Below are 15223 nucleotides of genomic sequence, written 5' to 3'. Positions count from 1 at the left end.
GAGCTCGTGCTCAGCCGCCGAGGTACACGCGGCGCACCGCGTCGTTGCCGCGGACCTCTTGCGGCGTGCCGTGCAGCACGATGCGGCCGCTCTCCATGAGATAGACCGAATCGGCGATGTCGAGCGCCAGCGCGGCGTTCTGCTCGACCAGCAGGATCGAGACGCCCTGCTCCGCGTTGATGCGCCGCATGATCTCGAAGATGTCGCGCACGACCAGCGGCGCGAGCCCGAAGGAGGGCTCGTCGAGCAGCAGCAGGCGCGGCCGCGACATCAGCGCCCGGCCGATCGCCAGCATCTGCTGCTCGCCGCCGGACAATGTGCCGGCCTGCTGGCCGCTGCGCTCCCGGAGCCGCGGGAAGTAACCGTAGACCCGCTCGAAGTCTTCGGCGACGCCCGCGCGGTCGCGCCGCCCGTAGCCGCCCAGGCGCAGGTTCTCTTCGGTGCTCAGCGCGAGGAAGGTGCCGCGGCCATCGGGCACGTGGGCGACGCCGAGCCGCACGATCCGCTCGGTGGGCCGGCCGTCGGCGCGCTCGCCGCCGATGCGGATCGTGCCCGTGGTGCGCACCGCCATCTGGCACAGCGCGCGCAGGGTCGTGGTCTTGCCGGCGCCGTTGGCGCCGAGCAGCGCGGTGACCGAGCCGGCCCGCATCGACAGGTCGATGCCGTGCAGCACGCGGCTCGCGCCATAGGCCGCATGCAGCCCCTCAACTTCAAGCAGCATCGGCATGGGCGCCTCCCAGGTAGGCCTGGATCACCTCGGGGTGCTGCCGCACCGCGGCGGGCGTGCCCTCGGCGATCTTGCGGCCGAAGTTCAGCACCACCACCTGGTCGGAGATCGCCATCACCAGGCCCATGTGGTGCTCGACCAGCAGCACCGTGACGCCGAGCCGGTCGCGGATCTCGCGGATCAGCGCGGCCAGGCCTTCGAGCTCTTCGTGGTTGAGCCCGCAGGCCGGCTCGTCGAGCAGCAGCAGGCGCGGCCGGCCGCAGAGCGCGCGGCCGAGCTCGACCCGCTTCTGGGTGCCGAAGGGCAGGTCGGCCACGATGCGCTCGGCGCAGTCTTCGAGCGCCAGGAAGCGCAACAGTTCGTCCGCCCTCGCCTGCGCCTCGCGCTCCATGCGCCGCTCGGCGGGCAGGCGCAGCAGGGCGCCCACGAAACCGGCCGGCTGCCGGCCATGGCAGCCGACCAGCAGGTTCTGGCGCACGCTCATGCTGCCGAACAGCGCGAGGTTCTGGAAGGTGCGGCCGATGCCCTCGCCCGCCATGCGGTGGCGCGGCAACGTCGAGATGCGCCGGCCATCGAACTCGATGCTTCCGGCGCCGCAGTCGTAGATGCGCGAGAGGCAGTTGAAGACGGTGCTCTTGCCGGCGCCGTTGGGGCCGATCAGGCCGCAGATCTGGCCCGCCTCGACGCTGAACGACACCGCATCGAGCGCCAGGATGCCGCCGAAGCGCACCGACACCGCCTCCACGCGCAGCAGCGGCGCGCCGGTTGAAGGCGTGTTCACTGCCCGAGCAGGTCGCCGGATTTCTCGTAGCCGGTGCCGTCGAAGCGCACCAGCTGCATCTGCCGGATCGGGTAGAAGTTGTCGGGCCCGGTCTTCAGGCGGATGCCCGGATAGAGCATCGGCAAGGTCATGTCGAGGCTCGCGGCCTGCTTCATGAGGTTGGCGCGGGTCAGGTCGTCGCCGGCCTGGGTCAGCAGCTGCACCAGCGCCTGCGCCATCGAGTAGCCCGTGACGTTGAGCGTGTCGTTCGGGTCGCCCTCGGGGTAGTACTGCTTCATGAAGGCCGCGAAGTCGCGCCCCTCCGGCGTGTCGCGGCCATCGCTCGGATCGCGCAGGTAGGTGGCGGTGAGGATGCCCTTCGCATGCTCGGCGCCGGCCGGCTTGAGTACCGCCGCCACCGAGTTCGACACGTTGGTCAGGTAGTGCGCGGGCTTCCAGCCGATCGCGGCCATCTTGCGGATGGTCTGGGCCGCGAACTTGGGCTGCGAGAAGTTCATCAGCGTGTCGGCGCCCGAGCTCCTGAGGCTGATGATCTGGCTGTCGACCGTGGGGTCGCTGACCTCGTAGCTGGCCTGAGCCACGACCACCGATTTGGCCTTGTCGCCGAGGCCATCGAGGAAGCCGCGCACGATGTCCTTGCCGAACTCGTCGTTCTGGTAGAGCACCGCCACCTTGGCATCGGGCCGGCTGGCCAGAATGTGCGCGGCATAGATGCGGCCTTCGGTCACGTAGGTGGGGTTGAAGCCGATGCTCCACGGGAACTGGCGGTGGTCGCCCCAGCGCTCGGCGCCCGAGTTCACGAAGAGCTGCGGCACCTTCTTGATGTTGAGGTACTTCTGGGTCGCGGCATTGGTGGGCGTGCCGAGCGGGCCGAAGATCAGCAGCACCTTCTGCTGCTCGACCAGCTTGCGGGTCTGCTCCACGGCCACCGGCGGGCTGTAGGCATCGTCGAGCGAGATGAACTCGATCTTGCGGCCGCCGATGCCGCCCTCGGCGTTGACCTTGCGGAAGTAGGCGGCCGCGCTCTTGCCCACGGTGCCATAGACCGAGGCCGGCCCGGAGTACGGCATGGTGTTGCCGATCTTGATCGTGGTGTCGGTGGCGCCGGGGTCGTAGCGCTTCTGGGCCTGCGCCAGCAGGGCGCTGCCTGCGAGGACGGCCACGGCCAGCCAGCGGCCGGCCCTTCGAATGTCGCGTGTCTGCATTGTTCTCTCCCTGGGTGGTGTGACAGATCGGTGTGGCGGCGGACGGCTTCGGCCGTCTCTTGTTCCACGCTGACCGGCCGGCGCTTCAGGCCGGCGGGTCGGATGCGGCGCGCAGGCGATCGCGCAGGGCGCGGCGGTTGAGCTTGCCCACCGCGGTCTTCGGGATCTGCTCGGCGAAGATCACGCGCCGCGGCTTCTTGTACGACGCCAGCTGGCCAGCGACCTTCGCGATCAGTTCGGCCGCCAGCGCATCGCTTTCGGCGTGGCCGGGGGCAAGCGCCACCACCGCGGTGACCGCCTCCACCCACTTGTGGTCGGGCAGGCCGACCACCGCGCATTCGCGCACCGCGGGATGGGCAAGCAGCGCCTCTTCGACCTCGCGCGGATAGACGTTGTAGCCGCCGCTGACGATCATGTCGGAGGTGCGGTCCTTGAGGAACAGGAAGCCGTGCTCGTCGAACACGCCGACGTCGCGCGTGAGCACCCAGCCGTCGGGCTTGAAGGTCTGTGCCGTGAGTTCGGGCGCCGCGTGGTAGCCGGCCACCGCCGACGGCGCGCGCACCGCGATCTCGCCGGGCTGGCCCGGCGGCACGTCGTGGCCGGACTCGTCGAGCAGCCGCACTTCCACCTCGATGGCCGGCTGGCCGCAGGCGCCCAGCCGCTCGCCATGATGGTCTTCGGGCCGCAGCACCGCGAGGCACAGCGGCACCTCGGTCTGGCCGTAGTACTGCCAGAAGCGGTGTTGGCCCCAGAGCGCCATCGCGCGTTCGATCACGGGGCGCGGCATCGGCGACGCGCCGTAGATCACGTAGCGCAGCGCATCGACCTTGCAGGTCGCCATGGCCGGCGTCTCGACCAGCATCTGCAGCATAGTCGGCACCAGGTTGATCGCGGTCGCGCGCTCGCGATCGATCGCGGCCAGGAAGGACTCGGGCTCGAAGCCGGGCAGGATCACGGTGCGGCCGCCACGCAGCCAGAAGGGCAGCACGAAGACGCCGCTGGCGTGGATCAGCGAGGCGGCATGCAGCATCGCGTCGTCGGGCGTCGCGGGCAGCAGGTTGAGCAGCACGTTGCGGCAGATCGCGGCATAGGAGCCCTGCGTGTGCTGCGCGGCCTTGAGCGTGCCGGTGGTGCCGGAGGTGAACAGGGTCAGGATCACGTCGTCGGCGCTCACCTGAAGATCGGGGTCGCGCGACGGCTGCTGCGCCGCCGCGGCGATCAGGTCGGTGCCGCCGGGCAGGCTGGCATCGAGGCCATGGCAGTCCAGGCCCGGCAGGGCCTCGCGCAGGGCGGCGGCGCGCTCGGCCAAGTCGGCCCCGAACACCAGCAGGCGGCAGCCGGTGTCCTGCAGCATGCGCACGTGCTCGGGCAGCGACAGCCGGGCATTGAGCGGGACGCGGTTGAGCGCCGCCTTCACGCAGGCGAAGTCGAGCGGCACGCTGTAGAGGCTGTTGTTGACCAGCAGCGCGATGCGCGTGCCGGGCTCGGCGCCGCGGGCGCGCAGTGCGTGGGCCAGGCGGGCGCTAAGCGCATCGACCTCGGCGAAGCTCAGGCTGCGGCCGCCGAAGCTGACGGCAGTGCGGGGCCCGTGCTGGGCGGCACCGCGGCGGATCAGGTCGAGGGTGGTGGGGGCCATGTTCGGGTTCCTATTTGCCAAAGCTGCCGTGGCGGCCGGCGCCCTGGACGAAGCGGGCGGCACCCGCCACGGCTTCCTCGAACACCACCGGGACGCCTTGGGCGCCTTCGGCGCGCAGCGCCTCTGCCAGCGGGAGATCCCACTGGCCATAGGCCGACGCGCGATCGGCCAGCATGCAGCGGGTCGGGAAGGCAGCGATCTCGCGCGCCAGGGCGTCGGCGGCCTCGCGCGCAGTGCCTGGGTCGACCAGGCGGCTGGCCAGACCCATCGCGAATGCTTCTTCGGCCCCCACAGGGCGGCCGGTCAGGATCATGTCGAGCGCCCGGCCCATGCCGACGATGCGCGGCAGCCGCACCGTGCCGCCATCGATCAGCGGCACGCCCCAGCGGCGGCAGAAGACGCCGAACACCGCATCGCGCTCGACCACCCGCAGGTCGGCCAGCAGCGCGAGTTCGAGGCCGCCGGCCACGGCATAGCCGCTGACCGCGGCGATCAGCGGCTTGGACAGCGCCATGCGGGTCGGCCCCATCGGCCCGCTGCCGCCGCCCTGGGGATCTAGCTCATGGCGGCGCGAAGGATCGCCGACGGCGCTCAGGTCGGCACCGGCGCAGAAATGGCCGCCGGCACCCCACAGCACCGCCACCTGCTGCGCGTCGTCGGCCTCGAAGGCCTCGAAGGCGCGGCGCAGCTCGATCGCCATCGGGCCGTCGACCGCGTTGCGCACCGCGGGGCGGTCCAGGATGATCGTGCACACTGGGCCGTCGACCTCGGTCCGGATGAAAGAACCCGCCATTCGCTTGCTCCATTGATATTTCAATGAAAATGATATCGGCGGCAGAATAAGAAAGATTACACGTTTTCACCTAGATGGACATACTTCATAACATCGAAGAAGGCGAACCTTCGGCTGCGGACCTGGTGCTCGACCTGCTGATCACCCATCCCGAGCCGCACATGACGGTGCAGACGCTCGCGCGTGCGGGCGAGATCATGGGACTCAGCACGCCCAGCGTGCGGGTGGCGCTGACGCGCCTGCTGAGCCAGGACCGGATCGTCAAGACCGGACGCGGCTGCTATGCCGTGCAGTTGCAGGGCAACTCGGTGCACTACGAGGTGCAGCACTGGTTCGAGAAGGAGAGCCGGATGGGCCATTGGGCCGGCGGCTGGCTGCTGGTGCATGACGGCGACGTGCCGCGCAGCGACAAGACCGCCTGGCGGCACCACCTGCGGGCGCTCGACCTGAACGGCTTCCGCACCTTGGCGGCGGGCCTCTCGGTGCGGCCCGACAACCTCGACGGCGGTGCCGAGGCGATGCGCGCGGCGCTGGCCCGGCTCGGCCTGGCGGCGGGCAGCCTGGTGTTCGGCGGCAGCGGCTTCGACGCCGACGCCGCTGCGCGGATGCGGGCGCTGTGGGACGTGCCGGCGCTGTCGGCCGCCTACCGCGGCGCGCTGAAGCTGATCGAGGACAGCAACGCGCGCCTGCCGCGCCTGGCGCCCGAGGCCTCTGCCCGCGAGACGCTGCTGGTCGGCCGCACCGTGATCCGCGGCATCGTGCGCGATCCGCTGCTGCCCGAGGCGATCCAGCCCGGCGCGCCGCGACGGGCGCTGATCGAGGCGACCCGCAGCTATCAGGCGCGGGCGCGTGAGCTTTGGCGGGAGGTGCTGGAGGTTTGAGACGATCTGCCGACGCGAACGCCGCCGACGCGGCTTCCGGAAATCGGTGTCGGTCTCAGTCCGACGGCGCGGTCGAGGCTTCGGGGTAGAGATTGGGCAACAGGATGCCCAGCGATGACAGCGGAAAGGCGATGCGCAGCTCCGCACGATGACCGTCGCTGGCCAACAGGCCGTCGGCCAGCAATCGGGAGATGACCTTGCGTGCCGTGCGCTCCTCGAGCCCGGTCATCCGGATGAAGTCGCCGCGCGACACCGAGCCCATTGCGACAACCGTCTGCAGCGGAAGAATCGCCTCTTCGCGGTACTCGGCAAGGCCGGTGGTCGCACGCTGGACGAGCACGAAGGCGCGAATGCGGTCCCTGAGCTTCGGCAAGTCGAGCATCGTCGCCATGAAGGCCACCTGGTCCTCGCAAAGCTCGATGAAGTAGCGACACCACTCCCACAACATCTTCTGGCTGAGGTTGCCGCGGCCATCGAGGTCGCCCTGCCGTGCGCCGTCGGCGCTGTCGAGCAGTTCGTAGTAGCGCTCTCGCTGCCGCGCCAGGCCTCGATCGACCGACCAGAGACCGGCGCTCAATGGAAACAATGCGCAATGGGTCTGCAGTCGGACCGCACGACCATTGCCGTCCTCGAAGGGATGGGTCCAGGCCATGCGGTGATGCGCGGCGGCGATGGTGTAGATCACGGCGTCGACGCCGGTGAGCCGGCCATAGACCGCATCCATGCGTTGCAGGAACTGCGGGATCGACCGCCAAGCCGGGGGTTGATGCCGGCCCACCATCACGTCATGCTGGCGAAGTTCTCCCGGGACAATCACCCGACCATCGTCGGTGCGCCGATCATCAGGCAGCAGACGGCTGTACAGGCTGGCATGCGCTTGGCGAAGAAAGCCGCTGGCGAGCGCCTCGGCCTCGGTGCCGGCCTGCTGCTCCAGTTCCTTCTCGGCCTCGATGTACGCCAGCGCCACGCGTTGGCCCCTTGCGACGTCAGGGCGTTCAGAGAGGTCATGCCGAAGCGCGCGTTCGATGTTGGCGGGATGCGTCCCCTGCCCCTCGATGCGGTTCGAGTAGTAGGAGTTCATCGATCGGACGATCTCGCGCAGAGAGTCGCGCGCCTCGGGACTGGATGCCGCCCTCAGCTCCGAGGACTTCTCGAATACTCGGCGCGTGGCTTCTCGCAGTTCGTCCAGCTTTTGCGCGGGCAGCAGCGGCTCGAACTGATGGGGTTGGTCATAGACCGAGAGAGCCACTGGCTTTTGCGACATGGATTCCGGTTGGATTTCCTGTCTTATACGCCAGAAATGCCTTAAGTATCAAATACTTATTTGTACTCTCATCGATATTCGCCCACTTCCGTTTCCGGTTTCATTTCCGGTTTCGCCCCGCCGCCTTCACGCCTCGAACACCTCGGTATCCACCTCGGTGCTGCTCTGCGCGCCATAGCGCGCCCCGCTCACGGTGCGCTGGTTGATCAGCGCATCGACCCGCGCAAGCAGTTCGGGCGACAGCCGGACCTGCTCGGCCTGCAGGTCTTCCTGCAGGTGGTCGAGGCGGGTCGTGCCGGGGATCGGGATCACGTGCTCGCCGCGCGACAGCAGCCAGGCCAGTGCCAGCTGCGCCGGCGTGCAGCCGGCCTCTTTCGCCAGCGCGGTGTAGGCCGGCAGCAGCGCCAGGTTGCGCGCGTAGTTCTCGGCCGAGAAGCGCGGCATCGCGCGCCGGATGTCCTTGGCGTCGAGCGTCGACACGTCGTGCAACACGTCGCACAGGAAGCCGCGCGCCAGCGGGCTGAAGGCCACCAGCGCCGCACCCAGCTCGCGACAGGCCTGGAGCACGGCGATCTCCGTGTTGCGGCTCCAGAGCGAATATTCGTTCTGCACGGCAGCGATCGGGTGCACCGCATGCGCGCGCCGCAAGGTCGCCGCCGAGACCTCCGACAGGCCCAGCGCGCGCACCTTGCCCTCTTCGACCAGGCGCGACATCTCGCCGACCGAGTCCTCGATCGGCACCGACTTGTCCCAGCGATGCAGGTAGTAGAGATCGATGACCTCGGTCTGCAGGTTCCGCAGGCTGTCTTCGCAGTTGCGGCGCAAGGTGGCCGGGCGGCCGTCGATCACGCGGCGCAGCGTGCCGTCGTCGCCGCGCACACCCGCCATGCCGCCCTTGCTGGCCAGCGTGAAGGCGCTGCGGTGCGGCTTCAACACCCGCCCGACCAACTGCTCGTTGGCCCCGAAGCCATACAGCGCCGCAGTATCGAACAAGGTCACGCCGGCATCCAGCGCCGCCAGCAGCAGCCGCTCGCCCTGCTCCGCCGACGGCGGCACGCCATAGGCATGGCTCAGGTTCATGCAGCCGAGGCCGATCGCGCTGACCGAGAACGGGCCGAGTTGACGCTTGTGCATGGCGCGGCTCAGCTCTGCAGTTGCTGTTCCAGCTGCTGCAGAACCTGGTAGCAGGGCAGCACCTGCGCGACGCTCGAATTCGGCTCGCGGCCTTCGCGGATCGCGGCGAAGAACTCGCGGTCCTGCAGCTCGATGCCGTTCATCGACACGTCCACCTTCGAGACGTCGATCGCTTCTTCCTTGCCGGTGAAGAGATCGTCGTAGCGCGCGATGTAGGTGCCGGTGTCGCCGATGTAGCGGAAGAAGGTGCCGAGCGGGCCGTCGTTGTTGAAGGACAGCGACAGCGTGCAGATCGCGCCGTTGGCCGCCTGCAGCTGGATCGACATGTCCATCGCGATGCCCAGGGTCGGATGGATCGGGCCCTGCACCGCATTGGCCTTCACGATCGGGCTGCCGGCCTGGTAGGCGAACAGGTCGACCGTGTGCGCGGCGTGGTGCCACAGCAGGTGGTCGGTCCAGCTGCGCGCCTGGCCCAGCGCGTTCATGTTGGTGCGGCGGAAGAAGTAGGTCTGCACATCCATCTGCTGGATGTTGAATTCGCCGGCCTTGATCTTCTTGTGCACCCACTGGTGGCTGGGGTTGAAGCGGCGCGTATGGCCGCACATCGCGACCAGGCCGGTTTCCTTCTGCAGGTCGACCACGGCCTGCGCATCCTTGAGCGAGTCGGCCAGCGGAATCTCGACCTGCACGTGCTTGCCGGCCCTGAGCGCCGCGATGCTCTGCGAGGCGTGCATCTGGGTCGGCGTGCAGAGGATGACAGCGTCGACCTCCTTCAGCGCCAGCGAGTCGGCGAGGTCGGTCGTGACGTGGCCGATGCCGTACTTGGCCGCCACTTCGCGGGTCTTGTCGAGTTCGCGGCTGACCAGCGAGACGACTTCGACGCCGTCGATGTTCTTGATGCCGTCGAGGTGCTTGATGCCGAAGGCGCCGGCACCGGCGAGGGCAACCTTGATGGTCTTGGTCATTGTTGGTTCTCCAGGATGAGGTGGCCCACGGCCGTGTTGGACGCGGGAACATGGAAGAAGCGGTGCGCCACCTTGGGCGGCTTGCCGCCGGCGACGTCGGCCATCGCGCCGCGTGCGATCAGCCACATCACGAGCTCGATGCCCTCGGAGCCGGCTTCGCGCACGTAGTCGATGTGCGGCACCTTCGAGAGGCCGTCGGGGTCGGCGATCAGGCGGTCGAGGAACTTGTTGTCCCACTCGGCGTTGATCAGGCCGGCGCGCGGACCCTGCAGCTGATGGCTCATGCCGCCGGTGCCCCAGATGTGGACATTGATGTCCTCGTCGTAGGACTCGACGGCGCGGCGGATCGCCTGGCCCAGCATGAAGCAGCGGCGGCCGCTCGGCACCGGGTACTGCACCACGTTGACCGCGAAGGGGATCACCGGGCAGGGCCAGCGGAAGTCGGACTGCGGGGGCTGGCCGCACATCAGCGACAACGGCACCGTGAGGCCATGGTCGACGTCCATCTTGTTGACGATGGTGAGGTCGAAGTCCTGCTGGATCACGCTCTGCGCGATGTGCGAAGCCAGCGGCGCGTGGCCCATGACGGTCGGCACCGGGCGCGGGCCCCAGCCTTCGTCGGCCGGCTGGTACGAATCGGCGGTGCCGATCGCGAAGGTCGGGATCATGTCCAGGCTGAAGGCCGTCGCGTGGTCGTTGTAGACCAGGAAGATGACGTCGGGCTTGTTGTCCTTCATCCACTGCTTGGAGAAGTCGTAGCCCGCGAACAGCGGCTGCCAGTAGGGCTCGTGCGATTTGCCGAGGTCGAGCGCGGCGCCGATGGCGGGCACGTGCGAGGTGTAGACGGATGCGGTGATGCGGGCCATGTCAGTTGCCTTTTTTTCCAGCGGCGCCTTGAGGCTGCCGATGCGCCTGCGCAGTGCCGTCCTCGCCGACGCGGCGATTGCCCTCGACCGAACGGCCGCCCTTGATCATCATGTCGCGGTATTCCTCTTCGGTCATGCCGGTCATGCTGCCGGCCATCTGCTGGAAGCTCTTGCCGTCGGTGGCGCCGATCTTGGCCAGGAAGTAGATGTTGCCCCCGAGCGCGATGCAGCGGTTGAGGTCGCGCGCGAGCACCGCGAGCTTCTGCTCTTCGGTCATCGGCCACTCGTCGAGGTAGGCCCGCTCGTCGGCCTTGAAGCGCTCGCGGTTGGCGGCCTTCATGAGCGACATGCAGAACTGGTTCAGGTGATAGCCCAGACGCGATTGCTCGGCGTCGAAGATGGTCGTGCCGGGCACGTCCTTGTAGGGTTTCTCGAGCGACATTACTTCAGCTCCGGCCAGTACAGCCGCGTCGGGTTGTCGACCAGCAGCTTGCGCTGCAGCTCGGCGGTGGTCGCGATCTGCGGGATGAAATCGACCAGCAGGCCGTCGTCGGGCATGTGGTCCTTGAGGTTCGGGTGCGGCCAGTCGGTGCCCCACAGCACGCGGTCGGGGAAGCTCTCGACCACCTTGCGGGCGAAGGGCACGACGTCCTGGTAGGCCGCCTGCTCGCCGTTCAATGCCTTCGGGCCGGTGAGCGACAGGCGCTCGGGGCAGCTGACCTTGCTCCACACATTGGTGTGCTCGCGCATGAATTTCAGGAACAGCTCGAACTCGGGGCCGTCGATCGGCTTGCTGACGTCGGGGCGGCCCATGTGGTCGACCACCACGGTGGTCGGCAGCGCGGTGAAGAAGTCCCACAGCTCGGGCAGATCGACCGCTTCGAAGTAGATCACCACGTGCCAGCCCAGCGGCGCGATGCGGCTGGCGATCTCCAGCAGTTCGTCCTTGGGCGTGAAATCGACCAGCCGCTTGACGAAGTTGAAGCGCACACCGCGCACGCCGGCGTCGTGCAGCTCCTTGAGCTCGGCGTCGCTGATGCTGCGCTTGACCGTGGCGATGCCCTTGGCACGTCCGCCGGAGGCCTTCAGCGCATCGACCATGGCGCGGTTGTCGGCGCCGTGGCAGGTGGCCTGGACGACCACGTTCTTGTCGAAGCCGAGGTGGTCGCGCAGTGCGAACAGCTGGTCTTTCGAGGCATCGCAGGGCGTGTACTTGCGTTCCGGGGCGAACGGGAACTGGTCGCCCGGGCCGAACACATGGCAGTGCGCATCGACGCTGCCGGCCGGCACCTTGAAGCGCGGCTTGGAGGGGCCGGCGTACCAGTCGAGCCAACCCGGGGTCTTGGTGAATTTCTCGGTCATGGCGTCAGTCCAGTGAGATGTTGGCCTTGCGGATCACGTCGCCGAAGCGTTGCGTCTCGGCCTTGACGAACTGGTTGAACTGGTCGCGCGTCTGCGGGAACGGTTCGTAGCCGAAGCTCTTGAACTTCTCCAGCACGTCCGGGCTCGCGAGCGCGGTCTCGATGTCCTTCTTGATCTTGTCGGTGACTGCCGGCGGCAGGCCCGGCGGCACCGCGATCGCGTTCCAGCCGGTCACCTCGAAGCCCTTCGGGCCACCGGATTCTCCGACCGTGGGCACGTCCGGGAAAGCGGCGTTGCGCTGCGGAGCGGTCACGGCCAGGAAGCGCAGCTTGCCGGCGCGCTGCAGCGGGCCCGCGGTGGCGGCGCTGCCGAGCGCGAAGGCCAGCTCGCCGGTCGACACCGAGGTGTAGAGCTGCGTGGTTTCCTTGTAGAGCACGTGCTCCATCTTGATGCCCGCGGTGCTCGCGAACAGCTCGGAGCCCAGGTGCACCGGGTTGCCGATCGACCAGGAGCCGAAGTTGAGCTTGCCCGGGTTGGCCTTGGCGTCCGCGATGATGTCGCCGACGGTCTTGTACTTGCTGTCGGTCGCGACCGTGAAGAAGAAGTAGGTCTTGAACAGCGGCAGCAGCGTGTCGAAGTCCTTCACCGGGTCGTAGGGCAGCTTCTTGAACAGCGCCGGGTAGGCTGCCAGATGCACGTTGTCGAGCACGATCATGTCGTGGCCGTCCTTGGCGCCGCGCTTGAAGGCGTCGATCGCGATGAAGCCGTTGCCGCCCGGGCGGTTCTCGACCACCACCGGCTGGCCCCAGGCGCGCGAGAGCTTGTCGGCCACCAGGCGGGCGACGCCGTCGGGGCCGCCGCCGACCGGGAACGGCGTGATGATGCGCACCGCCTTGGTCGGGAACTGCTGCGCGAAGGCACCCATGGGCAGCGCCGCGGCGGTCAGTGCGCCGGCGGTGAGAGCGAGGGCGCGGGTCGCGAGAAGACGTCGAGTGACTTGCATGATGAGATTCAGGTGAGGATGAAGGGAAATCAGTCGATGTAGCGCAGGCCGGCCTTCTCGAGGGGCTCGCGCATCTTGTACATGTCGAGGCCGAGCACGCCGGAGGCCAGCTTCTCGCGCTTGGCGCCCTCGTTGGCCTCGCGCGCCACGGCCGCTTCGAGCGCCTTCGCCGCCATCGCGCGGGGCACGCAGACCACGCCGTCGTCGTCGGCCACGATCACGTCGCCGGGCGTGACCAGCATGCCGGCGCAGACCACCGGGATGTTGACCGAGCCGAGCGTGGCCTTGATGGTGCCCTTGGACGAGATCGCGCGGCTCCAGACCGGGAAGTTCATCTCCTGCAGCGTCTTCACGTCGCGCACGCCGGCATCGATGATCAACGCGCGGGCGCCGCGGGCCTGGAAGCTGGTCGCCAGCAGGTCGCCGAAATAGCCGTCGGTGCATTCGGCTGTGACCGCCGCCACCACGATGTCGCCGGCCTGGATCTGCTCCGCCGCCACATGCATCATCCAGTTGTCGCCGGGCTGCAGCAGCACCGTGACCGCGGTGCCCGACACCTGCACGCCGGGATAGATCGGCCGCATGTAGGGCTTGAGCAGGCCGACGCGGCCCATGGCCTCGTGCACCGTGGCCGAGCCGAGCTTGGCCAGGGCGTCGGCGGTGGCGCGGTCGGTGCGCTCGATGTTGCGATAGACGACTCCGAGTTCGTACATGGTCATGTCTCCTTGAGGGGTCAGAGGCCCTTGGCCTTGAGTGCGGCGTCGAGCCGCGGGAACACGCGGCGCGCATTGCCTTCGTAGATCTGGAAGCGGTCGGCGTCGCTCAGGATCTTGCTCGACTCGATGTAGCGCTTGGTGTCGTCGTAGTAGTGGCCGGTGGTCGGGTCGATGCCGCGCACGGCACCGATCATCTCGGAGGCGAACAGCACGTTCTTGACCGGGATCACCGTGTTCAGCAGGTCGATGCCCGGCTGGTGGTAGACGCAGGTGTCGAAGTAGATGTTGTTGAGCAGGTGCTCGTCGAGCAGCGGCTTCTTGAGCTCTTGCGCGAGGCCGCGGAAACGGCCCCAGTGGTAAGGCACCGCGCCGCCGCCGTGCGGGATCAGGAAGCGCAGCGTCGGGAAGTCCTTGAACAGGTCCGAGGTCAGGCACTGCATGAAGGCCGTGGTGTCGGCATTGAGGTAGTGCGAGCCGGTGGTGTGGAAGGCCGGGTTGCAGCTGGTGCTGACGTGGATCATCGCCGGGATGTCGTACTCGACCATCTTCTCGTAGATCGGGTACCACTGGCGGTCGCTCAGCGGCGGGCTGGTCCAGTGGCCGCCGCTCGGGTCCGGGTTGAGGTTGATGCCGACGTTGCCGTATTCCTTGACGCAGCGCTCCAGCTCGGGGATGCAGGTCTTGGGGTCGACGCCGGGCGACTGCGGCAGCATCGCCGCCGGGATGAAATGGTCCGGGAACAGCTGGCTCACGCGATAGCAGAGCTCGTTGCAGATGGCGGCCCAGGTCGACGAGGTGTTGAAGTCGCCGATGTGGTGCGCCATGAAGCTGGCGCGCGGGCTGAAGATGGTGAGGTCGGAGCCGCGCTCCTTCATCAGCTTGAGCTGGTTGCTCTCGATGGTCTCGCGGATGTCGTCGTCGCTGATCTTGAGCTCTGCGGCCTTGGGGGCCTTGGACGGATCCTTGAGGCCGGCGATCTGCAGGTCGCGCCAGGCGCCGAGTGCAGCGGGGGCGGTCGTGTAGTGACCGTGGACATCGATGATCATGTGGTTGCTCCTATTTAGTCAGTTGTTTCTTGATCTGTCCCGCAAGGTCTCAGCAAGGCTCCATCCCCTGCGCCCGCTTCGCCGCGTCGGCCTCGGCCGATGCCATGAAAGCCAGCATCGCACGCACGGTCTCGGCCTGGTCCGATCCGCTGCAGACGCCGCCTGAAAAAGTCGTGACGATCTGAATCGCGGCCGGCATCGGGCCGAGCAGGTCGATGCCCTGGACGTGGATCAGTTCGCTGAGCTGCTGGAAGCCGAGTTCGACCTCGCCGCGCGCGACCAGCGTGCCGACCGGCACGCCCGGCGGGGCCTGGACGATGCGGGGCTTGATCTCTTCGGCGATGCCCCAGCGCTCGAACAGGGCGGCCAGAGCGACGCCGCTCGGACCGGTGGAATAGCTGAGGCTGCGGGCGGCGAGCACTGCGCTGCGCAGCGCGTCCTCGGAGCCGATGTCGGGGTGCGGCGCGCCGGCCTTCACGGCCACCGCGACGCCCGAGCGCACCAGGTCGGTCTTGCTGCCGGCATCGACGCGGCCGGCGGCGATCAGCTTGTCGATCGCGTCGGAGGCCAGCACCACCACATCGAAGGCCTCGCCGGCCTGCACGCGCTTGGCGGCATCCACGCCGCCGACCGATTCGATCGCGACCGCGGCGCCCGAACGAGCCTGGAACGCAACGACGAGGTCGGCCAGCACCTGGCGGGTGGCCATCGACGAAATACCCTTGATCGCGGTCTTCAGCATGCTTTTCGCCTTGTCTCCGTGCCGGTGCTCGGCTCGATGGGCCGGATTTTGCGACCGTATTGCCCTGCAAGATTTGCCATAAGCCACTAGCAGCTAGAACAA

At 68.1% G+C, this 15223-nt stretch carries 16 protein-coding genes; 1 reads left to right on the top strand and 15 read right to left on the bottom strand.

Annotated elements, in window-relative coordinates; translation table 11 throughout:
• Positions 1 to 10 precede the first annotated feature (10 nt).
• From QTI45_RS08490 to QTI45_RS08470, 5 genes are all read right to left on the bottom strand, one after another.
• Positions 11 to 727 carry an ABC transporter ATP-binding protein gene (locus tag QTI45_RS08490; protein WP_286654035.1) on the bottom strand — a complete coding sequence of 239 codons (717 nt, stop codon included), beginning with the start codon at positions 725 to 727 and terminating at the stop codon, positions 11 to 13.
• On the bottom strand, positions 711 to 1508 hold the full coding sequence (locus tag QTI45_RS08485; protein WP_286372908.1) for an ABC transporter ATP-binding protein: 798 nt from the start codon (positions 1506 to 1508) through the stop codon (positions 711 to 713). The genes QTI45_RS08490 and QTI45_RS08485 overlap by 17 nt, the downstream gene beginning before the upstream one ends.
• Positions 1505 to 2713 carry an ABC transporter substrate-binding protein gene (locus QTI45_RS08480; protein ID WP_286654034.1) on the bottom strand — a complete coding sequence of 403 codons (1209 nt, stop codon included), beginning with the start codon at positions 2711 to 2713 and terminating at the stop codon, positions 1505 to 1507. The genes QTI45_RS08485 and QTI45_RS08480 overlap by 4 nt, the downstream gene beginning before the upstream one ends.
• An 85-nt stretch (positions 2714 to 2798) precedes the next feature.
• The gene (locus QTI45_RS08475) at positions 2799 to 4349 is read right to left on the bottom strand and encodes an AMP-binding protein (protein WP_286654033.1); all 1551 of its coding nucleotides are present in this window, start codon (positions 4347 to 4349) and stop codon (positions 2799 to 2801) included.
• A 10-nt stretch (positions 4350 to 4359) separates the two neighbouring features.
• Positions 4360 to 5142: a crotonase/enoyl-CoA hydratase family protein gene (locus QTI45_RS08470; RefSeq protein ID WP_286654032.1), complete on the bottom strand. Its 783-nt coding sequence runs from the start codon at positions 5140 to 5142 to the stop codon at positions 4360 to 4362.
• A 74-nt stretch (positions 5143 to 5216) separates the two neighbouring features.
• Here QTI45_RS08470 and QTI45_RS08465 point away from each other — a divergent pair, with 74 nt between their 5' ends.
• Positions 5217 to 6023, top strand: coding sequence for a PaaX family transcriptional regulator (locus QTI45_RS08465; RefSeq protein ID WP_286654031.1), 807 nt, complete (start codon positions 5217 to 5219; stop codon positions 6021 to 6023).
• A 55-nt stretch (positions 6024 to 6078) separates the two neighbouring features.
• Here the strand turns inward: QTI45_RS08465 and QTI45_RS08460 are convergent, their stop codons facing one another.
• The 10 genes from QTI45_RS08460 to QTI45_RS08415 all read right to left on the bottom strand — a co-directional run bounded on the left by QTI45_RS08460 (position 6079) and on the right by QTI45_RS08415 (position 15121).
• Entirely contained in the window at positions 6079 to 7272 is a 1194-nt protein-coding gene (locus QTI45_RS08460; RefSeq protein ID WP_286654030.1) for a Fic family protein, read from the bottom strand.
• 141 nt (positions 7273 to 7413) lie between these two features.
• The gene (locus QTI45_RS08455) at positions 7414 to 8421 is read right to left on the bottom strand and encodes an aldo/keto reductase (RefSeq protein WP_286654029.1); all 1008 of its coding nucleotides are present in this window, start codon (positions 8419 to 8421) and stop codon (positions 7414 to 7416) included.
• A gap of 8 nt (positions 8422 to 8429) precedes the next feature.
• On the bottom strand, positions 8430 to 9386 hold the full coding sequence (locus QTI45_RS08450) for a Gfo/Idh/MocA family oxidoreductase (RefSeq protein ID WP_286372902.1): 957 nt from the start codon (positions 9384 to 9386) through the stop codon (positions 8430 to 8432).
• Positions 9383 to 10252 (bottom strand): class III extradiol dioxygenase subunit beta, encoded by an 870-nt coding sequence (locus QTI45_RS08445; protein ID WP_286372901.1) that lies wholly within the window; start codon positions 10250 to 10252, stop codon positions 9383 to 9385. The genes QTI45_RS08450 and QTI45_RS08445 overlap by 4 nt, the downstream gene beginning before the upstream one ends.
• Position 10253: 1 nt before the next feature.
• Positions 10254 to 10694 carry a protocatechuate 4,5-dioxygenase subunit alpha gene (ligA, locus tag QTI45_RS08440; RefSeq protein WP_286372900.1) on the bottom strand — a complete coding sequence of 147 codons (441 nt, stop codon included), beginning with the start codon at positions 10692 to 10694 and terminating at the stop codon, positions 10254 to 10256.
• Entirely contained in the window at positions 10694 to 11614 is a 921-nt protein-coding gene (locus QTI45_RS08435) for an amidohydrolase family protein (protein ID WP_286372899.1), read from the bottom strand. The genes ligA and QTI45_RS08435 overlap by 1 nt, the downstream gene beginning before the upstream one ends.
• A 4-nt stretch (positions 11615 to 11618) precedes the next feature.
• Positions 11619 to 12617 carry a Bug family tripartite tricarboxylate transporter substrate binding protein gene (locus QTI45_RS08430; protein WP_286372898.1) on the bottom strand — a complete coding sequence of 333 codons (999 nt, stop codon included), beginning with the start codon at positions 12615 to 12617 and terminating at the stop codon, positions 11619 to 11621.
• A 29-nt stretch (positions 12618 to 12646) separates the two neighbouring features.
• Positions 12647 to 13330 carry a 4-carboxy-4-hydroxy-2-oxoadipate aldolase/oxaloacetate decarboxylase gene (gene ligK / locus QTI45_RS08425; protein ID WP_286654028.1) on the bottom strand — a complete coding sequence of 228 codons (684 nt, stop codon included), beginning with the start codon at positions 13328 to 13330 and terminating at the stop codon, positions 12647 to 12649.
• 20 nt (positions 13331 to 13350) lie between these two features.
• Positions 13351 to 14379, bottom strand: a complete 1029-nt coding sequence (locus QTI45_RS08420; protein WP_286654027.1) for an amidohydrolase family protein — start codon at positions 14377 to 14379, stop codon at positions 13351 to 13353.
• A gap of 49 nt (positions 14380 to 14428) precedes the next feature.
• The gene (locus QTI45_RS08415) at positions 14429 to 15121 is read right to left on the bottom strand and encodes a substrate-binding domain-containing protein (protein WP_286654026.1); all 693 of its coding nucleotides are present in this window, start codon (positions 15119 to 15121) and stop codon (positions 14429 to 14431) included.
• Positions 15122 to 15223: the final 102 nt, after the last annotated feature.

It is taken from the genome of Variovorax saccharolyticus (genome assembly GCF_030316765.1).
GTDB classification, from domain to species: domain Bacteria; phylum Pseudomonadota; class Gammaproteobacteria; order Burkholderiales; family Burkholderiaceae_C; genus Variovorax; species Variovorax saccharolyticus.
This window is presented reverse-complemented; position numbering and strand designations above follow the sequence as displayed.